Below are 20,308 nucleotides of genomic sequence, written 5' to 3' on the forward strand. Positions count from 1 at the left end.
GGTTCTATGAGCGAACTTTATAATGTGTATTGTGATGAATCTTGCCACTTAGAAAACGATGGCATTAACGTGATGACGTTGGGGGCGCTTTGGTGTCCTGTGGCTAAGCGGGCTGAAATTTCCAAACGGATTCGAGAAATCAAGGTAAAACATGGACTGTCAGCAGATTTTGAAATCAAATGGACTAAGGTAAGTAAAGGGCGGTTGGACTTTTATCTCGATGTCATTGATTACTTTTTTGATGACGATGATTGTCATTTTAGAGGTTTAGTCGTACCTGATAAAACAGTTCTTAATCATCATGACTTTGGTCAAACTCATGATGATTGGTACTACAAAATGTACTTTGTTATGTTGAAAAGTATCTTTGATCCAGAATCAAAATATCGTGTCTACATTGATATTAAAGACACATTGGGTCATGAAAAAATTACCAAGTTGCACGATGTCGTTTGCAATAGTCATTATGATTTTTCGCAACATATGATAGAAAAAATGCAGCGCATTCATTCTCATGAAGCGGAACAGCTTCAAGTGGCAGATCTGTTGATAGGTGCATTAGCCTATTTACATCGAGGTCTAACAACGAATCAAGCAAAGCTTGATTTAATATCAAGGATTAAAGAGCGCAGTGGTTATCAATTAACGCGCAATACTTTGATTAGAGAAAGTAAGTTTAATCTTTTAATTTGGAATGGACAGGGAGATTCCTAATGACATCGGCATGGCTGCCAAGTTTGGTGTTATTTAATGATTACGACGGAAATTGGAATCGTTATTTAAATGCTATCTATGCTTATTTTGAAGCAGATTTTGTCTTATCAAAGCCGACCTTTCGTGGCGTTAGGCTAGGGTTAAAGCGATATCCTGAATACGATGGAAAGTCTGCTACTTTTTGGCATATGACCAGTACAGGGGATGATGAAAACGAGCGAACACCGGATTTTCGTCGTTGTGAGCGTATTCGTTGGCCAAAGCCAATTATTGAAAACGATCAACATTTATCTTTAAAAATGTGGGCAGAACCTAAAGGTAAAAATAAGCGCATTCATATTTGGTATGAGCAAGAAGGATATTTAGTTGTGCTAGATGATAGAGGCGACTATATCTTGCCTTGGACTGCATTTTACGTTGAGCGTGAACATGAAAGAAGAAAATACAATAAACGTTGGGAACGAAATAAAGATAATGTATAGGAAATAACTAAGAAAAGCTGACCTCGCCCTCTTGCGAGGACGGTGTCGTAACTCCTTCTACACATGGTAGATGAGATGCGTGAATCTTAGCTACATGAGTCAATATTTGCAAGTAATTCGTTTTAAGCAGAAGGGGAGCTGTATTTCTTCATGACTAATTTTATGCTTTATTAGCGAGATTCTGCGCAAAAAGTACAATCGTGAGCAATTAGAGACTATTGTAGGTTTACGGTAGTTAAGGAGATACGAAATGCTAATTCCTAAAAAAGAAAAAGTGAAATCGACGCCTTTTTCTGTTTTTTTTCGACATGCTAAATCTGCAGAAAAACGCCAGTTTTTTGATCGGATCGCAAAGAAAGCGCTTAAAGAGCAGCAACAAATGCTTGAAAAAGCTAAGAACATGCCACAATAAATGACTTTATTGTCTACACCAGAGCCGCTTAATAGCGGCTTTTTAGTTTGTAAAACCTACAATGTAAAAGTTGTTTGTTTTGGCAAGATGAGGTGTTGGGAAAGAATTTCGTTACTAGGCAAGCTAAAGCTCTTCGGTCTTAAACTCACTGTAGCCTTCGTAGTAGTAACTCACGTCAATGCCTTTCATAAATACTGCGCGGTCATGGATTTTATCGGTTAAGGCTTGTTTGAGTAACACTTTAATTTCAACGTCTTTGACGACGCTGCGCTTTATAGCTGAGAAGTATTCGTCTTTATCGACGGCATTCCAGTCTATTACCTGTTTGATTTCTTTTTTGAATATAAGATCATGCCAGATACGAGTAGCGCGACCGTTGCCTTCGCGAAATGGGTGGGCGATGTTCATCTCTACGTATTTTTCGACGATCTCATCGAAATTGCTCTGAGGCTTGGCATCGAAGTGTTTCAGCGATGGCTCTAAATACATGAGGGGAGCAAAGCTGCTTATATTTTGAAGATCAGCCCCTTTGGCTATGTTTACCTCGCGAACCTTGCCAGCAAACTGGTAGATGTCCTCAAACAAGTAGGCGTGGATAAAGGCGAGCCCTCTAAAGGTGCCAATCTCAATTTTTTCTATGTCATTGGAGTCAAACAGTTGTTTCGCTTTTTGCTTACTGATTTTTTCCTCCGCTTTCGCGAGTTCTATTTGATCAGTGATATTGAGTTTGTTTTCCAATAGCATTTTACATGCCCTCTGTTTTTACTATGTCTTCTGGTTGGAAATATTTTCTAATTCTGGTCGAAGAATTCTTCGTCTATCTTTTTGATCTGTAAGGTCTGCTCGTTTCGACTGCCGATATTGTACCGCAACATGAGCTTAGCGAGTTCATTTCCATTGATTAAAACAATACGTGTGCTGAGGCGTTGGGCGGTTTCAATGGCTGAGGAGGTAAAGTCAGAAGTGGTGATAAAAATACCTTTCTGGGCATTTTTTAGGTTGAGTGCACCGAAGAAGTCGCGGATGTCACCAGAGCTGATGTTATTGCCTTGTTTATAGCGCTTGGCTTGGATGTAAATTTGATCCACGCCGAGCGGATCTTGGTTGATTACACCATCTACGCCATTGTCTCCCGACTTGCCCAGCGCGTGAGCTGTGCCTTCTTCTGTGCCGCCGTAACCCATGGTGATGAGTAGGTCGATGAGTAGTTGTTCAAAGAAAGACGGTGTCACGTTGCGAGTGCGCTCTAGAATATCTTGAGCGAGGGCGTCGTTGATGGTTTTATAGGCGTTACGCAATATTTCGTCGGGCGTTGCTGTGTCTTCTTGTACTGTACTTTCTTCTTGCGTGATGTCTTGTCGTGTGATGTTCGGGTCTGTTTGCTCTGGCAGGATATTTTTTTCTGTTGTGTTGCTGGTGTTGGTGAAGTCGATGAACTCTTCAAACTGTTTTAAATAGCTTGTATTGATCTTGGTGCTTGTATCGCTCAGGGCGTTTAGTCCGCGTTGAGTAATTTGAAAGTGCGCACGGCGTGGGCTGTCGATCAATCCAGCTTTACTAAGATAAGTGCGCGCCCAACCCACACGATTGTCGATGATGGGTTGTTTGCCACTGGGTAAGGGTTCGGAGCGTTCTGCTTCTGTAAGTTGAAAATGATCGCTAATGGTCGTAATGATGTCTCTTAATTTTACTTCCGTATCAGGTGCATTTTTTACGGCTTCAAGAAAAGGCCTCATGCAGTCTTGGTAATTAGGGATCATACTTTTCCTTAAGTCGTTATATATTTGCTTAGTTTACCCTGTGTTGCTTTGTTGATAGAAGCAAGAATATAAATAAAGCCAATCTCCAAACCAAAAAAAACCAGCCATTTATCTTGACTGGTTTTTAGAATGTTCTATTTACTAAGTGCTTAGTTTCTATTGTTTAGCGCGGTGCTGCCATTTTTGTCTACGCTGTAGATTGTCCAACGTTCGTTGGCAAACTGTTGTTTGGCGAAGACTTCAGCAACAACTCGACGGTTTAGTTTGCGACCATCTTCTGTGTCGTTGTCAGCGATAGGTCGGGTTGCGCCATAGCCAATGCCTTTTACACGGTCTGCTTGGATTCTAAAGCTGTCTACAAGTACATCGGCAATAGCGGAGGCGCGTTGTTGAGATAAGTCTTGGTTTAGCTCTGCTGAACCTTGGCTGTCTGTGTGGCCTTCAATGACCACCGTGCTTGTAGGATGCTCTTGTAAAAATTTAGCAAGGTCTTTTAGCTCAGAATAAAAGCGCGGTTTTATCTCTGCCTTACCAGTGTCAAATAGAATGTTCAGTTCTACAGACAGTAGTTTGGTTGTTTGATTAGGACAGCCATAGTTGTCTACGGCTGCGCCTTCAGCAGTGTCTGGACAAAGATCTCGCGCATCAATAACGCCATCTCGGTCTGCATCAGCCAGCCGAGACTGTACATTGGAAGCATACAGGCTTTCGGCAGCGGAAAGCTGTCCATAAACCAATAATGTTCCTGTCAGTGCGATGGTTTTAATGAGAGTCTTCATGACGCTATTGCTACCTTTTAAGTTCTTCGATTCTGTAAGCTTAAGAAATACTTGCCAAGATGACTATTGGATTTTTGTAGCTTTGTTTAATTAAATACTTTTTTTGTAAACTTATGTAACTACCAGCTACCAGTGTTTTCCATAGACGCCCATGGCTCGGCACTTTCAAGAGATCCATCTTTTTGCAGAAGTTCTATTGAAATACCGTTTGGGTCTTTAATAAAGGCCATATGACCGTCGCGAGGTGGTCTTAAAATGGTTACGCCCATGGATTGTAGCTTTTCACAGACTTGATAAATGTTTTCGACTTCAAAGGCTAGGTGGCCAAATTGGTCGCCGCCTGTGTAGGCGCGATCGCTCCAGTTATGAGTGAGTTCAACTTCTGGTGCGCCTTGTTCTGTGGCGTAGTAGATAAGCGAAAATTGACCTTTTTCACTGTCCATACGTCTTGTTTGAATAAGACCTAGGCCTTCTGTGTAAAACGTATGACTTTCTTCTGGCTTATCTGTTCTTATCATGGCGTGTAAGTATCGAATAGACATAATCGCTCCCTATTTTGGTGAAAATATGTGGGAGCATTATTGCAGTATCAGCTTGGTATTTCAAAGCAATAGGCAGAAGACTCTTATTAATCTGAGTGGTAAGCCTTGTTATTCTTCCCAGACCCAACGTAGAGGATCGCCAAAGTCATCGTAGATGATTTTTTTCTTGGGGCGCTTTTTGGCTGGTGCTGTTGGTGGGGATTTACTGTGTTTTCGTTGTTGAATAGCGGCAACAACGTGATTTAATGGCGTGCGATCTTGTTTTGGCTCGTTAAAGCCTATGTGGCTCGTGTTATACTTGCCATCAACTAAACCGGATTCACCCATGTCGACTTGCTGGATCGTTCCGTTTTTCTTGATAAATTGATCTACCAGAGACTCAAGTTCTTTTCGCGTGTCTCTTTTGGTGGTTTTGGGTTTTATCATAGCGTTTTGGTTTGGGAAGATCCTTCATAAAGTGATGGGTTAAAAAATGACCGTAATCGTCCATATTAAACGTAAGAGGTAGCTGGTGTCTATTAGCAACTTAATTGTGCATGAGATTCAAAAACATGAAGGTGAGCGTAAAGCGATACTTATTGCGCGTCCAAATGAGAACCCAGTTGATGGGCAAGCCGAGGCGCTATCTGCTCAGGTAACGAATCTATTTAATCGTTCTGGTATGAATACTGGACGTTTTGTTAACCCTCAGGGAAGTGAGGAGGGTGCCCAATTACCCGCTTTGCTGTTTAAGCATTTTAAAAACGATACTTTTGTCGATTTTGCAGGATTTACCAAAGATTGCGCGGCAGAGTATTTGAAGTATTTAGAGCCTGTTGAAGAAGCCGAAGGTGGTTTGTTGTGGTTTAACCATTACGAGCTTCACGATACGCATTTCTTGTATATAGTGATGTTGAAACGCAAAAAAGGCATTGGCCTTGGTGCGGATCTGAGTTTGTCGCAAATTGAACAAATTGAGATGGAAAAGTTGCACATGTCGTTGCGTATCAATTTGACAGCGTGGCAAGCGGGCGATGAAGGTCGTTATATTTCTTTCCGTTTTGGTCGAGCACCTAAATTTGAGAGTGAATATTTCACTCAGTTTATTGGTTGCGATGAGCCTAAAGTTGCAGCAAAAGAAACGCGTAAGCTGGTGGATTTGACGGCAGCGTTTTGTCAGTCAGAAGGTTTTCCTTCTAAACAGGCGAATGAATTCAAGAAAGTGGTTTCTGAGCATTGTCAGGCGAAAGCGCAAGACCGCGAACCTTTGGCGATTAAAGAGATTGCTTCTCAGGTTGAATCTCGATTTTCTATTGAGCAGGCGAATAAATTTTTAGAAATTGCCGATTCTGATAGCTTCAAGATGGAGAAAGAAATTTTCGTCGAGAAAGCCGCATTGAAAAAACTGACTCGTTTGTCTGGAAGCTCTCGTGCTTTGACGATTAGTTTTGATAGCGAACTGTTAGCTGAATCGATCGTATTTGATGCAGACTCTGGCACGCTTACTATTAAAGACTTGCCGAAGAGTCTGCTGAAACAATTACAGGCTATGTCGAACTAAGTTTTTTGTTATACAAATTTAGTTCAATTAAGTGAAAGTCAGAAGGTTTGTTAAAGTCCCAACAAACCTTCTAGTTCTTTCATTGTTTTAAAGCATTCAGTCGCGCCAGCGGCCGCTTGCATTTTTGCGTCAAGAGTCTCACTAAACGCGAGTACCCGCATTCCAGCCGCTCGTCCTGCTGTAATTCCTGCAATAGAATCTTCAATCACTAAACAATCTTTAGGATCAACATTTAATGCTTGCGCGGCTTTTAAGTAAAGATCTGGTGCTGGTTTGCCGTTTTCCACGTCTTCGACACAGAAACGGGTAGAAAAGCGTTCAGATAATTGAATTTTGTCTAGTTTGAAGTTCATTTCTTTGCGGCGTGCATTGGTTGCCATGGCAATTGGTGTGGTGATCTTACTAAGTAAGTCACGTACGCCTTTAATAGGTTCTAGATCAGCTTCGATGATGGCATGAAAGCGCTGTCTGTAATCGTCGTCAAAGTTTGCTGGTAGTGGCTTGCCCAGTAGTTTTTCAGCGTTGATTAGGTTTTCTTGGTTGGTGAATCCTGTGAATTTTGCGTGTAAGGTCTCGTCATCGAGTTCTAGGCCGCACTCGCTTAACATGGATTTTAAGATGGTATTGGATATGTTTTCTGTGTCGACAATGACGCCATCGCAATCAAAGATTATTGCTTTGTAAGAGTAAGTCATAAAGAAAATATTTTGTTGTGAATGAGTATTGATGATAACGAATTTGGAGGGGAATTAGGAAGGGAGGGGGTTTTATTATTTTTCTCCCCTTAAAAAGATCTATTTACGATACACTAACACCCAATTATTATGGGCTTATTCTTGTGAAGCTTAGTTGCTTGCTTGACCAAGTTGCTGAGGACGAGCGCTTACTTTTTTGATTGCTTTAAAAGTGTTCTTGAAAAAAGTAACAACAGCTTTAACGCGGCGAGCGCGTCTTTGACGTCGAGCGTGGTCTTCAACTGTAGTGTCTGCGTAGCCCCATTTTGCTAAAAGTGCTTCGTATTGTTGTTGAGAGTCCATAGTATTCTCCTGATCTGCTAATTAAGAAATGTTGTTTTATTACAACAATGCTAATACTAGTTAAGCTTGACCGATTGAACAAACGATCCTTTTTCACTTGTTAGGTTAGTTTTTTTCATCATTTTATATCTATTACTAGATAAGAAAACATTTAAGGAAACCTCCTTGTACCAATCGTTAGAACAGTTTTCAAAAAATTGGATTTTTAAACGTAATGATCCAAAGATTGAGTCAGAAGACTTGCAAGAGATTCGCTTGCTAAGTGAGCTTCGCGCCAGCCAAATTTGGCGAGATTACATTAGTGATGAGCAAATACATCCAGATCATTTTTCGGATCGAGATTGGTTAAAGAAAGCCAGTACACAAGCCCCAGATGGTAAGCTGCAGTGGGAAAAAGCATGGGATAGTGATCAGGAGTCGTTGCCTGATGGATTGTTGTCACACTTTTCTGCTTGGGGAGATGATACGACCGTATTTTTTTGCTGTCACAATGAGTTGGTCTTTGAACTTTCTTGGGGCATTTTTAAACGCACTTGGAAAGCGTTCTTGTTCTTGGATAATGGTCCTATTTTAGTTGGCAAGAAGAAAAAGCAAGCCGCACAGTTTCACTCTAATGGCTGGGTGAATTTGTTGTTTAGAGAGTCTTAATTGTCTAAGCGGTGATATTTCATTGTTTTGACTAGCTTTCTTTTTTTGTAATTATATTTCACAACTGCTCGTTGTTGCCACGTTTTCGACTGATCAAGCAATGTTCATTGAATGCTTGATAATAGTTAAGTAAAAGCTTGCTGTGTTGTTTGTGCCCTAATGAGTCGAGTAACATGGCAGTGACCTCGGCAGTGGCAAATTGCATTTGATGGCTTGAGTGCCTCACAAGAAATGATCGCTGCGCTTCACTATTTATCTCAAAGTGAGGGGTGTTTCTCAACCATTCGCTTTGGTGAAACATTTTACTCGCCTGCTTCCATGTCCCATCCAAAATAATGAAGGTGTGTTTTTCATCACCTTTGTTGCTTGATGGAGCAATGCTTCTTACCTGTCTTTTTTGTTCTTGGGCTGTTTCTGTGTTCGGGAACAATATCGTGCAGTTTCCCTGCCTGCTTTTAATGAGATCTAGTAAGGCTTGTGATGGCGCTGTTCTGCTCCACAAATAGGCGTGAGTGTCATCTGGGAATAAATCTGCGATGAGTCTCCCGCTGTTGGTGGGTTTGTGAATTTCATCACGATGAAAGAGTAGAATGAATTCGATAGGAGAGGCTTGCCTCTCTCTTAAATGACAAAAGCAGGCAAATTCTGCCATTAGACAATGAGTGCAGCGAATGGCGTTGGAGCCTCTTGCTATGAAAGGCCTCTTCGATTCCGTTTTACATTGCTCGCGTAATATGTCGACACAATGTGTGTTTTGCGCAGTTTTCATAAGGCCAGTGCTCTGTTTTGACCGCGCCATTATCGACTTTTTGTTTGAAATGTCTAGGTTGTTATGCTCTCACTGGCTTGTGGTGAATATTTTATTCTTGATGTTCTGCAGTGTTTCTAGTTGGATGGGGGAATTTCCTGCCGACGATTTTTTAAGTACCGATTCAAAATCATTAATTTGCTTTTGAGTCGGTTCGTAAGTGTTTCGGTTGTCAATAAGCTTCAGTCTGTCGATCAAGTTTAAAATATTATTTTGGTCTTTTTCAAAATATCTTTTTTGATTTAGCATGTTATTTAACCTACCTATAATATCTAGGGTAATCGACTGGCGTTCAAGTTGCATATTGTTATATTGTTCGTTTAATGTTTTTGAGTCTGGGTAATAGCTGAGTGCTTGTTGGTAGAGGTTGTCTATCTCTGGGTAGTTTTTAAGTTTATCTTCAATTTTTTGTACCCTTGAGATTTTATCATCGAAAATTTTGATGATTTCTGTTTGATGTATTTTTAATAAACCTTGTTTTAGAGTATCGAATTGTGGGGGGATTGAATTGAGGTTGTTGAGTGTCTTTGGGGCATTCCATGACATCCAGATATCTACTTGATTGTTCATTGCTATAGCGTTATTTTTTTCGGCTATAATTTGGGATTTTTCAGAGTTTATATTATTGTAAACATGGAAAGTAGAGGTGATAAAAATAACTGCAATTAGCACTGATATGCTTGTTTTTTTTAGATCTTTAGATAGTGTGCGGCTGAGCTTTTGGGGTATGTCTTTTCTGTTTTCTGCTTTTAGGGAGAGGGCTGCCTTTAATGTAAACCAGAATAAATAAGGACTGTTTTTAGGTTTTTTTAATTTACTGTTGTCTGGTAGTGTGTTGGACGCTTTTCTGTCATATGGATGTCGGCTACACAGTACTTCGTAGATTATGCAGCCTAGAGAGAAAAAATCATCGGTCACATTGGCACTATATCCATTTAGTTGCTCAGGGCTTGCATAAGAAGGAGTGTAGCCGCTCACAGCTTCATTGTTGCTTTTTTTAATGAAAGCGTACACGTCATCATTTTGAAGTTGTTTTGCAATTCCAAAATCAAGGATTTTTAGTTCACCTGAGGCGGTAATGATGATGTTAGAGGGTTTTAGGTCATTATGAATTACGCCATGGCTATGTGCATAACTCAAGGCATTAAGTAATTGTTTAATGATAGGGTGTGCATTTTTGAATTTTAGACCTGTCGGTTTGTTTCGCTTGATTAGATGTTCTAGGGTCTCACCATTCACCCATTCCATTACAATGTAATGGGTATTTCCTTCTGTATTAGCTGTGAATATTTTTATTATATTTGGGTGCGAAAGCTTTTGTGTTTGTGCTGTTTCTTCTTTGAGTAGCTTTATAGCCTCTAAGGATTGAGAAAATTCTTCTCTTAGTATTTTAATGACAATAGGGTGATCTGTGGATGAGCTTTGTTCTAGAAACGTATCCCTTGCTCTATAGATGTAACTCATCCCGCCCTGTCCGATGAGTTCTTCAATTAAATATCTATCAGATAGCTTTTTCCCTATAAGGCTCTGTTTGTCAAAGTTACTAGTGTCTTTTTGCGATGAGTGGGTTGAAATTATTTGTGTTCTATCATCGTTGTTGCTCATCATCCAGTCCTTTAGTTGCAGCAAATATAGTATCTATTGGATTTATAGTGAGCCGAGTTTATGAGAAAGGGCAGGCTCTTTTTTTTAGGTGTCGCATTTTTACAAAAAAAAAGATTTTTAGCAATGCGATCAAAAAATAGGTTTGTATGTATACTGGATGGTTGCTCTATTGTGTTTATTTGGTAGGGAGGTGGGCGATCTGGAAGTGTTTTTTTGTTTTGCTGAGGTCTTTTGTAAGGGCAGGGTGGCGGTCGTGCGGGCGTAGTGAATTGGTATGTGAATTTCAAGCGAAGAGTTAAAAAATATAGTTGTGTTGTTTTGTTGCTGTATCCAGTGAAGCGCACAGGCTACGCGTTTTTAGCTGTAAAAATACCCTGTGGGTTGTTTGTTTAGTATCACCCTTTTTGTTGAGATAAACAGTAAAGTCATTTATGATTTTTAATAAGTAGATACAAGGAAACTATTAGAATGGAAGTTTTGTTAAAAATTACTAGTTACCATCGCCTTTCTCCGGAGATAGAAGCAACAAAATTAGTTGAAAACACTTTAACTTTTGGTCGTTCTCAAGACTGTGGTTGGCACTTGCCTGATCCTGAAAAAGTTATCTCTAATAAGCATGGAGAAATTGTGAATGAAGGTGGTTTATTCTATGTTCATGATTATTCGACAAATGGGTTGTTTGTAAATCATAGTGTTTCACCTATTGGAAAAGGTGGGAAGCATCAGTTGGTTGATGGTGATGTGTTTAGTGTAGGTGATTTTCAAATTGAAGTTGCACTGCAAGGTGATAAAGGTAACTCCCTTCAAATAGAGGAAGTTGATTTTCCTTTATCGGATCAAAAGCAGGCTGCGTCTGTTCAAAGCACTTTTCCTGACTCTGCTTCAGCTCCGTACCAAGCAGATAATATGCTTGAAGAATCTATGACCGCTCCGGTTATGACGCCAGTCTCTGGTGATGATGGTTCTTCAAGTGCTAATCTGATCCCTGAAGATTGGGGCGCATTTGCATTTTCTGATGGCGCTAGCCTAGATCCATTCTCAGGTGAGGGGCAAATTGCTCCGCAACCGCAACCGCAACCGCAACCGCAACCGGAATCAAATATTGAATCTATTTCTCCTCCAATAAGTGAAGGGGAAGGGCGGATGTATGATGTGAAAAAACAAGCATCACATACATCAGTTGGCGAGCAGGGTTCTGCGGGTAACCAACAAGCACTTATGCAGGCCTTTCTTGAAGGGTTGGGTGTTTCCTCTGTGGTTAGGGCTGAGCTAGAGACAGAGAAGCAATGGTTCGAAATGGGGGTGGGATTGAATTCGTTGTTAATGGGGGTGATAAACTCTCTTAGGCAGCGTGCTAGCATGAAGAATCAGATGAAAATTAATAGAACTATGTTTCAGGTTGAGCAAAATAATCCCCTAAAATTTTCAGCGACGATTGATGATGCAATTCAAAATCTGTATACGCGGAAAAGTACGAGTTTTCTTGGTGCTGCATCCTCCATTAAGGAGAGCTTTGATGACTTGCATAGGCATGAGAATGCAACGCTTGCTGCGGCGTCTAGTTCGCTAGAGGCTTTATTGAAGCTTCTTGGGCCTGAGAGTATTAGTAGAAAAGCGGATGAAAATAACTCGTTATTAAAGTTTATGCCTAATAATTCTGGTGCGGCAAGTTGGAAAATTTATCAGGAATTACATCAAGAGTATTCTAAAGAAGTCGATCAAAAGGGGGTTATGGCCCTTTCTGATGAGTTCTTAAATGCTTACGATAATTATATTAATAAACAAGATTAAAAAAGGATTGCCTCAAGTGAAAAAGTTCAAGTTGCCTACTGTGGTTCTAACTGCTCTGGTTTTTTTATTATCGGGCTGCTCTACTGTTAACTATATTGTGCCACCTTCAACAGACCTAAAGTTTAATGTGGCGGAGGATGTGAACCCCGACATAAATGGAAGGCCTTCACCTGTAGTGATAAAAGTTTTTGAATTGAGCTCCAAAGCTGTTTTTGACACACAGGATTTCTTTAGTCTTTATGGGGATGCTGAGAAGGTGTTAGGTCCTGATTTGCTTAAAAAAGATGAGGTTGAGCTTCAGCCTGGTCAGGAATTTAAGTATGAAATGACGTTGGATAAAAATACTCGTTTCATAGGTGTTGTTGTTGCTTATAGAGATATTGATAAAGCAAAATGGAGGGGGGTAGTTGAAGCTGATCCAACTGGCTATGACAGTGTGCGAGTGAATGTAGAGTCTATTGCAACTTACCTCAAAGAGGAATAAAAGGAATTTTTATGAATAATTTTTCTCCTGTTGCCTGGACTGAAGGCATGTTTCTGAGACCTCAGCATTTTCAACAGTCAGACAAGCACTTGGCTAATGTGATAAAGGATCTGCTCGATGCAAATGTCAATAATGCTTGGGGAGTGGTAGATTTAAGTATTGATGTTAGTCTTCTTAATACTGGGCAGTTTTGCTTAGATGGCCTAAAGGCTGTGATGCCTGATCTTACCCCTATTAGTTTTCTGGATAACACCTTAACACCTGATGCGCTCATTGTTGGTAAGGATGTAGTTGATCAGCTTGTCTACTTGGCAATTCCTGCATATAGAAGCAACAGTGTAAATGTGTCTTCAATAGATGATTCTCAGGTTACTCGTTTTAAGTTAGAAGATTTGACTGTTTCGGATGATTGCTTGGGTCGAGAGTCTGAAGAGATTATACAAATTGCTAAATTCAATAGTAGGTTGATGCTTAGCTCTGAAGATGTGTCTGGATATGTTGTTATGCCTATTGCTCGTATAGTAGAGGTGAGTAGTGAGGGGGCAATTCGTTTAGATGGCAAATATATTCCACCGCATTTAAATATTGGAGCTTGTAAGCCTGTATTTGGTATTGTTAGGGAGATCTCAGCTTTAATTAGGCAAAGAGCTGAGAATATTGCTGGACGACTGTCTCAAGGTTACGCTGGTAGTACGTCTGTTTCTGATTTTATTATGCTGCAAACATTAAATAAGTATGATGCTATATTTAAAAGTTTGTTGTCTGTTGAAAATATTCACCCTTATAGTTTTTATTCCAGATTGATTGAATTGTCAGGTGAGTTGGCGACATTCAGCTCCTCTGATAAATTGGTCCCTGTATTGCCTAAATATGACCATCTTAATTTGATGTTTGTCTTCTCGGAAGTTAATAACTTTTTGTATCAGTCTTTAAGTCAGGTTATTGAGCAGACTGCGACAGAGATTAAGCTTGAGAAAAGTAAGTTCGGTATTTCTTTTGGGGCATTAAAAGATAAAGATTTACTGCGAAGCGGACAGTTTATTTTGGCTGTTAAAGCGAGTGTTCCTCATGAAGAATTGCGTCGTTCGCTTCCATCGCAAATAAAAATAGGTAGTGTTGAGACTATAAGGAATCTAGTTAATAACCAATTGCCTGGTATATCTATTAGTACTCTGCCTACAGCGCCTCGACAAGTCCCGTATCATGCAGGTTACCATTATTTTGAACTAAATAAACATGGTGAGCAGTGGGATGGCTTGTTTAAAAGTGGAGGGGTGGCTTTACATCTCTCAGGCAATTACCCTGATCTACATATTACCCTTTGGGCAGTTAGAGCATAATTATTAATGGGAGTGTGTTTCAGTGGATGAGACTAAAATGAAGCCTAGGCCTGGTCGTCTTGGTCGAGATTCTGGAAATAGTAGCCCTGTCGATGATGCTGCTGCAGATAAAACGCAAATATCGTCAAATGCAATTCCTTTGCAAAAGCAGAGTGGGCCCAAAATTTCTATTTTTAAAAATAGTCTTTTGGAATCGGCTTCGGATTGTTTTTCGCTTGCTATATTTGTAAATCAATCTGAGAATTTATCTGATCTATCAGGTTTTAAGCATCGCTGTACAGATGCCATTAAATCTTTTGAATTTGAGGCTCGTGATGCTGATATTCCTGATAAAACGATTTTCAATGCGCGCTATTGTCTTTGTGCCTTGCTAGATGAGAGTGTTCTTAACTCGCGTTGGAGTTCAATGGAGTGGGCGAATGAGAGTTTGCTGTCAATTTTTCATAAAGAGACGTTTGGGGGGGAGTATTTTTATACGTTAATTGATGACTCGCTTCGTTATCCTGAACATAATCGTGACTTTTTAGAGCTTCAGTATCATTGCTTGAATTTAGGATTTAAAGGAAAATTTAGGGTTAATAATGCTCAAGATGGTGGTGCGGAGGACTACCGTAATAGAGCTTATAATATTCTCAATCAGCTGGATGGCCCTGTAAAAAATATTTTAACACCTGAGTGGGAGCGAAGGGTTGCCGATGGTGGGGAGCTGAGGCAGCAGGCGCCACTTTGGATTATATTTTCTATTTTGGGTGTAATTGGCTTGGCTCTATATTTCTTTTTAAATGTGCAGCTTAATGATCAACTATCTAAGACAGAGGCTTCTTTGGCGTCAATTTATCCTATTGATCTGCAGAAAACTGTAGATAAAAAAGATAAGCAGCTTTTGATTTTAGAGCAGTTATTACAAACAGAAATTCAAAAAGATATTGTCGCTGTTCAAAAGCAGGCTGATCGGATACGCATCACTATCAATAATGAAAATTTATTTAAATCTGGGGCGGCAACGCTGCTTCCATCAGTAACCCCGGTTTTGCAGAAGTTGGCCTTGAGTCTTGAGGGGACTGAGGGGCGTATTCTTATAACTGGTCATACGGATGATACTCCAATCCAAACAGAAGAATTTCCATCTAATTGGCTACTTTCTCTTTCGAGGGCTACTCAAGTAGCGAATACAATGGCTAAAAATACAAATCTGAGTGGTCGTCTTTGGCCTGAAGGAAAGGGAGCCGCAGATCCTATTGTTCCTAATAGTGATAGTAAATCCAGGGCAATGAACCGTAGAGTGGAAATTGACTTACTTTTCTAAATGGAGTTGAAATGAGTTTTATAAAAAAGTGTAAAAAACTCTCTTACATATTAACCTCAAGAATCGCGATGCTTATTGTTGGTTTTTTGTGTTTGTGTCTTTTGATTTGGTTTGCAGGTCCACTCCTTGCTATTGCTGGATTTGTCCCGCTTAAAAGTGCTTCGGTGCGTGTAATATTTATATTGTGTATTGTTCTTGGTTTTGCGGTAACAAAAATTTATCAATTGGTTAAGCAGAACAAGCGTAATGCAAACATGGCTGAAGAATTGATTGATGATAGTGTTGATAGCGATGAAGTAAATGAAGAGATCAGTACACTAAAAAATCGAATGTCTGATGCTATCTCGTTATTAAAAGATGTGAAGTTATTTAAAGGGAGAAATATATATCAGTTGCCTTGGTATATTATGATTGGGCCACCTGGGGCTGGCAAAACCACTATTATTAACAATTCTGGTTTAGATTATCCTTTGAAAGATAAGCTAGGTGTGGATCTGATTAAAGGGGTTGGTGGTACTCGTAATTGTGATTGGTGGTTTACTAATAAGGCGGTGTTGATAGATACGGCTGGTCGTTATACTACCCAAGATAGTCACGCTAAACACGATTCGAAGGCTTGGCAAGGTTTTCTTGGTCTTTTACGCAAATACAGACCTTTGAGGCCAATTAATGGCGTCATTATTAGTATGGGTGTTTTTGAGTTGATGGAGCAGACTAAGACAGAGCGTAATTTGCATGCCCGAGCAATAAAACAGCGCTTGCAAGAGTTACAAAATCAGCTTGGAATGACTTTTCCTGTGTATGTGATTTTATCTAAAGTGGATCTCATAGAGGGTTTTAGAGATTTTTTTAATGAATTGACAGAAGATGAAAGTGATCAGATTTGGGGTGTTACTTTTCCTATAGATTCTAAGGGCGGTACTCAGATTGATCAGTTTAATAAGGAATTTCATAGTTTAATTTCAAACTTGACTGAGATGTTGAATCGTCGCCTTATTAATGAGAGAGATGAATCTGTAAGGGCTAAAGTATTTGAATTTCCTCATCAACTTAGGTTTCTTCAAGAGGTGTCTCATTCGTTCTTAAAGGAGATATTCACGCCAAATGCTTACGAGCAACCGCCGCTTTTTCGTGGAGTCTATTTAACAAGTGCCACTCAAGAAGGAAATCCTTCAAGTTTTTTGGGGGTGAGTAAAGCAAGTGATGGAGGTTATATTAATCGGTCTAGAAGCTTTTTTATAAAAAAGGTTTTAGAGAGTGTTGTCTTTCCTGAGCAAAATTTAGCAAGTACAAATAAGCATCATGATAAGCAGAATAAGTGGCTGAGAATGACGGCTGTGTCTGCCGGCTTTGCTGGATTATTAGGGTATGGTTTTTTTGCTTATGGAAATTATTTATCAAATACTAAAATTATTGCAGAAACGGATCTCTTATTGGGGCAATATTTAGAGGTTGATTCAGGTGTTTTTGATACTGATAACCTAGTGGTATTGAATGATCGGCTTAATGAGTTGCGTAATCTTCCTGCTATAAATTCCGATTTAAATAGTAGTGGAGGGTTGGCAGGCGTGGGGCTTGATAAGTTGAGCGAGCTTAAAGAGGCATCAAGAAGTGCTTATGAGCGATCACTTAAAAAGTATCTAGAGCCTTATGTGGCTAAAGTTCTTTTAGCTGAAATGAAGGGTAATGCTGAGCATTTAAGCTACCTGTACGAAACCTTGCGAAGTTATTTAATGTTGTATATGCCGGAGCATTTTGATGCTAGCGATGTTGAGGCGTGGTTTGATGCTTACTTTGATCGCAAGCTTCCTGGGGGTGGGAATCTAAAGGTTAGGGCTGATTTGCGTGCTCATTTAGCTGCTCTTTTATCGATTAAGTTAGATCAAACTCAGATAGATAACGATGCTGTCCGTGATGCTCGAATTGCTTTAACGAAGCTTCCTGTGGCCGATAGGGCATATCAGCGCTTAAAAGCGGACTACATGAATAGTAGTATTCCTCCTTTTAGGCTGACTGATATTGTAAGTTCTAAAACTGCTAGCGTGTTTGAGTTAAGTGATTCTTCGGGCTCTTCAAATGCAATTCCTGGGTTATATACCTATAATGGCTTTTATGGAATTTTCAGTGTTGAAAAAAGTAAAATGCTTGGTGTTTTAATTTCTAGTAATTGGGTATATGGAAATGATGCGGCGGTGGCGTACGATGTCTCTAAGCAGCAAGTGGAAAAGGAGCTAGAGAGACGTTATTTTCAGGATTATATCTACTATTGGAAGACGTTCTTAGCTAATTTGAAAGTGAGAGAATTTAGTTCTGTTGCTGATGGTGCTGCTATTGCTGATGTCTTATCTGGGCCAGAAGCTCCTATGAAGAATATTATATCGGTGGTTCAAAAGAATGTGGCCTTAACAAATGCGCCCGAAAGTCATGTGAGTGGTGCTCTTGGAAAAGTTGCAGGTGTGGCTAATGCAGCCGATGCAGCAATTGCTCAGAAAGCTGAAAGGATCAATAAGTTTTTACCCGATACTAGCCCTCATCAAGCAAATACCAAACTGCCAGGTTATGAAGTTGAAGAGGCATTTAGTGGTATTTTGGGGCTTGATCTAGAGAAGTTGGATGAGGTTCAGTCTAATCTTAAAGAGCTGAATGTATATCTGAATAAAATGAGTCAAAAGGATTCAATGAAGGCTTCCGTTATGGGCTTGTTGAGTGGGAAAGGGCAGCCTGAATTTATTGGTCAGTTATCTTCTAATGGTCTGGTTTTTCCTCTTTCTGGTTGGTTAAAGGCTGTTGCCGATGATGCGTCAGATATTACTACGTCTAATGTAGATCAGGTTATTAATGAGTTATGGCGTAATGAAGTTCTTCCGGAGTGTAGGGCGGCAATAGCAGGACGTTATCCAGTTTACAAGAATGGTAAAGATGAAATTAGTTTAAAAGACTTTACTCACTTCTTTGGCCCCGGCGGTACTATTGATAACTTCTTCCAGGCCTATGTGGCCCCAAATGTAAATATGGGGAGTGCTAGGTGGTCGTTCAAAAAAGATATTGGGGTGAGTCTTTCTTCTTTGACTATGCTTCATGATGCTTATCGTATTCAAGAAGTATTTTTTGAAAATGGTAGTACGGCATTAAATGTTGAATTTGGTATGAAGCCAGAGATGCTTGATCGTGGAGCTTCTAGTATTAAGTTGGACGTTAATGGGCAATCGCTTATTTATCGTCATGGGCCTCAGCGAGTGATTAGTATGTCTTGGCCAGGGGCGGATTCGTTGGCTGGAACGAATATTGAGTTTGCTTTGACAGGAGGTGGTCGCTCAATTAATAAGAGTTATGAGGGTGAGTGGTCGTTCTTTAGGATGCTTGATGATTTGCAGCGAGACCGTCCTAAGACTAAACAGGATTTAGGTATGCATTTTTCTGTTGAGGGGAATGTGGCAGTTATACGTTTGCTACCGAGTTCTGTAAGGCATCCTTTTTGGAATAGTACATTAGAGAGTTTTTCATGTCCGAGCGTGTTGTGAGTTTTGGTTATCTTGGTAAGTTGCCCAGTATGGGAGACTTCCTTCAGGATAACGTTGATGCGGACTTTCAGGAAATATGGGATCGTTGGTTGCAGGCTGTCCTTTCTGTAAGTAAAGAGCGGATGGGGGATTCTTGGAGGGATAAATTTTTAACGGGCCCTGTCTGGCATTTTGCCATATCTTCTGGAGTAGCTGGGGGGGATTCTAAAATGGGAACTGTGTTGCCAAGCATGGATGCAGTAGGAAGGCCGTATCCTTTTACTCTTGTGGCAAATACAGATATTTTGCCTGTTGAGGTTTTGGAATCTGATGTTTTATCTTTAGAGTATGAGGATGCCGTCCTTGCTGTGTTGGAAGATTCAGTTGATTTGTTTAGCTGGAGAAAGGTAGTTGAAGAGGTGGTAAAGCCTTTAGATGGTGTGTCAAAACGCTATAAGTACTTTTCTTCACCGGATGACAACAAAACAGCGCAAGTATTTGAGTTTGCAGGAACTGAACTTGGACAAGGAGTAGTTCAAAATGTCTTGCATGCTCTTTTATATAAGAAATATGGTGGTTATAGTGTTTGGTGGACTCACGGCTCATGTCTTTTGAAGCCGTCGGTTATCGTAACTTCGGGTTTGCCATCAGTTAATCAAGCTGCAGCTATGTTTGATGGTAGGTGGCAGCATTGGCAATGGAATCATATACAGGTTAAGGATAATGATAAAAGCTAATACTAGTTATGCTATTTCGCATAGAGGGGCTGTTAGGCAGCTTAATGAAGACTCATTTACTGAGATAGCTAGTCATAACTTGTGGATTGTTGCTGATGGAATGGGGGGGCATGAGGCGGGAGATTACGCTAGTCAGCTTGTTGTTGATGTCATAAGGTCAAGTGTTCTGACGTATGATTATGAAAATTTGACAGTTGATCATATTGTTACTGCTGTTAAGGCTGCTAATTATGATTTGAAGCAATATAGTAACTACCATTTGGATGGTAGAACGGCAGGTAGTACAGTCGTTGCTTTGTTTATTAAAGATGGAGAGTATTTTGTTGTTTGGGCTGGAGATAGTCGCGCTTATTTGTTTCGTGATGGGGACTTTTCTCAGGTTTCAAATGACCATAGTCAAGTAAGTGAGTTGATTGCAGAGGGGGTTATTAGTAAGGCTGAAGCCAGCTCGCACCCTTTGTCTAATGTTATTACGCGTGCCGTAGGTGTGGCAGATGAGATTAATGTTGATGTAATAAAAGGCAAGCTTAATAGTGAAGATTTGTTTTTATTATGCTCGGATGGCTTAACGGGAGAGTTGGATGACGATGAAATTTGTACGATGCTAGATACTGATAATGTTATTGATACTGGGCTTGCATTGTTGCATTCATCATTGGTACGAGGTGCTAGGGATAATGTCACTTGTATTCTTGTAGTTTATAATGGAGTTGATCGACCTGTTATCGATAGTTATTTCGATTCATCTAATGAAAAAACGGTGCCCTTATTTAGTCGTGTACTAAGTCGTTAGTTTGGTTCTTTTTTCTTTAGAGTGGCGTTT

Annotated in this window: 21 protein-coding genes; 12 read left to right on the forward strand and 9 right to left on the reverse strand. The window is 40.0% G+C overall.

The features are described 5' to 3' along the window. Nucleotides 1–6 precede the first annotated feature (6 nt). The 3 genes from KPL72_RS16115 to KPL72_RS16125 all read left to right on the forward strand — a co-directional run bounded on the left by KPL72_RS16115 (nucleotide 7) and on the right by KPL72_RS16125 (nucleotide 1,608). Complete coding sequence (locus KPL72_RS16115) at nucleotides 7–714, forward strand: DUF3800 domain-containing protein (RefSeq protein ID WP_219703713.1); 708 nt, start codon at nucleotides 7–9, stop codon at nucleotides 712–714. Continuing rightward, nucleotides 714–1,196, forward strand: coding sequence for a hypothetical protein (locus KPL72_RS16120; RefSeq protein ID WP_219703715.1), 483 nt, complete (start codon nucleotides 714–716; stop codon nucleotides 1,194–1,196). Before KPL72_RS16115 ends, KPL72_RS16120 begins: the two co-directional genes overlap by 1 nt. 250 nt (nucleotides 1,197–1,446) lie before the next feature. After that, complete coding sequence (locus KPL72_RS16125; protein WP_219703717.1) at nucleotides 1,447–1,608, forward strand: hypothetical protein; 162 nt, start codon at nucleotides 1,447–1,449, stop codon at nucleotides 1,606–1,608. A gap of 123 nt (nucleotides 1,609–1,731) precedes the next feature. On the opposite strand, the gene fic is transcribed toward KPL72_RS16125, so the two are convergent. The 5 genes from fic to KPL72_RS16150 form a co-directional block, all read right to left on the reverse strand. Continuing rightward, on the reverse strand, nucleotides 1,732–2,352 hold the full coding sequence (gene fic / locus KPL72_RS16130; RefSeq protein WP_219703722.1) for a protein adenylyltransferase Fic: 621 nt from the start codon (nucleotides 2,350–2,352) through the stop codon (nucleotides 1,732–1,734). Nucleotides 2,353–2,399: 47 nt separating this feature from the next. Then, the gene (locus tag KPL72_RS16135) at nucleotides 2,400–3,368 is read right to left on the reverse strand and encodes a restriction endonuclease (RefSeq protein ID WP_219703724.1); all 969 of its coding nucleotides are present in this window, start codon (nucleotides 3,366–3,368) and stop codon (nucleotides 2,400–2,402) included. A 149-nt stretch (nucleotides 3,369–3,517) separates the two neighbouring features. Next, nucleotides 3,518–4,147: an OmpA family protein gene (locus KPL72_RS16140; protein ID WP_219703726.1), complete on the reverse strand. Its 630-nt coding sequence runs from the start codon at nucleotides 4,145–4,147 to the stop codon at nucleotides 3,518–3,520. Nucleotides 4,148–4,266: 119 nt separating this feature from the next. Continuing rightward, entirely contained in the window at nucleotides 4,267–4,689 is a 423-nt protein-coding gene (locus tag KPL72_RS16145) for a VOC family protein (protein WP_212915521.1), read from the reverse strand. A 108-nt stretch (nucleotides 4,690–4,797) separates the two neighbouring features. Continuing rightward, nucleotides 4,798–5,115: a hypothetical protein gene (locus KPL72_RS16150; RefSeq protein WP_219703728.1), complete on the reverse strand. Its 318-nt coding sequence runs from the start codon at nucleotides 5,113–5,115 to the stop codon at nucleotides 4,798–4,800. Nucleotides 5,116–5,200: 85 nt separating this feature from the next. Here KPL72_RS16150 and KPL72_RS16155 point away from each other — a divergent pair, with 85 nt between their 5' ends. Then, nucleotides 5,201–6,229 carry a nucleoid-associated protein gene (locus tag KPL72_RS16155; protein ID WP_212915519.1) on the forward strand — a complete coding sequence of 343 codons (1,029 nt, stop codon included), beginning with the start codon at nucleotides 5,201–5,203 and terminating at the stop codon, nucleotides 6,227–6,229. A 50-nt stretch (nucleotides 6,230–6,279) separates the two neighbouring features. Here KPL72_RS16155 and KPL72_RS16160 read toward each other — a convergent pair whose 3' ends face one another. Continuing rightward, nucleotides 6,280–6,924, reverse strand: coding sequence for an HAD family hydrolase (locus KPL72_RS16160; protein ID WP_219703729.1), 645 nt, complete (start codon nucleotides 6,922–6,924; stop codon nucleotides 6,280–6,282). A gap of 150 nt (nucleotides 6,925–7,074) precedes the next feature. Next, nucleotides 7,075–7,266: a hypothetical protein gene (locus tag KPL72_RS16165; protein ID WP_212915517.1), complete on the reverse strand. Its 192-nt coding sequence runs from the start codon at nucleotides 7,264–7,266 to the stop codon at nucleotides 7,075–7,077. 165 nt (nucleotides 7,267–7,431) lie between these two features. Between KPL72_RS16165 and KPL72_RS16170 the strand changes: the two genes are divergently transcribed. Continuing rightward, the gene (locus KPL72_RS16170) at nucleotides 7,432–7,914 is read left to right on the forward strand and encodes a DUF2947 family protein (protein ID WP_219703730.1); all 483 of its coding nucleotides are present in this window, start codon (nucleotides 7,432–7,434) and stop codon (nucleotides 7,912–7,914) included. Nucleotides 7,915–7,972: 58 nt separating this feature from the next. On the opposite strand, the gene KPL72_RS16175 is transcribed toward KPL72_RS16170, so the two are convergent. Both KPL72_RS16175 and KPL72_RS16180 read right to left on the reverse strand, forming a co-directional pair. Beyond that, nucleotides 7,973–8,683: a tRNA-uridine aminocarboxypropyltransferase gene (locus KPL72_RS16175; RefSeq protein ID WP_219703731.1), complete on the reverse strand. Its 711-nt coding sequence runs from the start codon at nucleotides 8,681–8,683 to the stop codon at nucleotides 7,973–7,975. A gap of 69 nt (nucleotides 8,684–8,752) precedes the next feature. Beyond that, on the reverse strand, nucleotides 8,753–10,327 hold the full coding sequence (locus KPL72_RS16180) for a serine/threonine-protein kinase (protein WP_219703732.1): 1,575 nt from the start codon (nucleotides 10,325–10,327) through the stop codon (nucleotides 8,753–8,755). Between the two features lie 468 nt (nucleotides 10,328–10,795). On the opposite strand from KPL72_RS16180, the gene tagH reads away from it, so the two are divergent. The 7 genes from tagH to KPL72_RS16215 are packed head-to-tail and all read left to right on the forward strand — an operon-like array spanning nucleotide 10,796 to nucleotide 20,278. Continuing rightward, nucleotides 10,796–12,118 (forward strand): type VI secretion system-associated FHA domain protein TagH, encoded by a 1,323-nt coding sequence (gene tagH, locus KPL72_RS16185; protein ID WP_219703733.1) that lies wholly within the window; start codon nucleotides 10,796–10,798, stop codon nucleotides 12,116–12,118. Then, on the forward strand, nucleotides 12,084–12,602 hold the full coding sequence (gene tssJ, locus KPL72_RS16190; protein WP_212915512.1) for a type VI secretion system lipoprotein TssJ: 519 nt from the start codon (nucleotides 12,084–12,086) through the stop codon (nucleotides 12,600–12,602). Before tagH ends, tssJ begins: the two co-directional genes overlap by 35 nt. A gap of 11 nt (nucleotides 12,603–12,613) precedes the next feature. Beyond that, on the forward strand, nucleotides 12,614–13,942 hold the full coding sequence (gene tssK / locus KPL72_RS16195; RefSeq protein ID WP_212915511.1) for a type VI secretion system baseplate subunit TssK: 1,329 nt from the start codon (nucleotides 12,614–12,616) through the stop codon (nucleotides 13,940–13,942). A 22-nt stretch (nucleotides 13,943–13,964) separates the two neighbouring features. After that, entirely contained in the window at nucleotides 13,965–15,248 is a 1,284-nt protein-coding gene (gene tssL / locus KPL72_RS16200) for a type VI secretion system protein TssL, long form (protein WP_219703734.1), read from the forward strand. Between the two features lie 11 nt (nucleotides 15,249–15,259). Next, nucleotides 15,260–18,769, forward strand: a complete 3,510-nt coding sequence (gene tssM / locus KPL72_RS16205) for a type VI secretion system membrane subunit TssM (protein ID WP_219703735.1) — start codon at nucleotides 15,260–15,262, stop codon at nucleotides 18,767–18,769. Continuing rightward, nucleotides 18,751–19,485 carry a type VI secretion system-associated protein TagF gene (tagF, locus tag KPL72_RS16210; RefSeq protein ID WP_219703736.1) on the forward strand — a complete coding sequence of 245 codons (735 nt, stop codon included), beginning with the start codon at nucleotides 18,751–18,753 and terminating at the stop codon, nucleotides 19,483–19,485. Before tssM ends, tagF begins: the two co-directional genes overlap by 19 nt. After that, nucleotides 19,472–20,278: a PP2C family protein-serine/threonine phosphatase gene (locus KPL72_RS16215; protein ID WP_212915507.1), complete on the forward strand. Its 807-nt coding sequence runs from the start codon at nucleotides 19,472–19,474 to the stop codon at nucleotides 20,276–20,278. The genes tagF and KPL72_RS16215 overlap by 14 nt, the downstream gene beginning before the upstream one ends. The last annotated feature ends 30 nt before the right edge of the window (nucleotides 20,279–20,308 follow it).

It is taken from the genome of Marinomonas lutimaris (genome assembly GCF_019426345.1).
Taxonomy (GTDB): domain Bacteria; phylum Pseudomonadota; class Gammaproteobacteria; order Pseudomonadales; family Marinomonadaceae; genus Marinomonas; species Marinomonas lutimaris.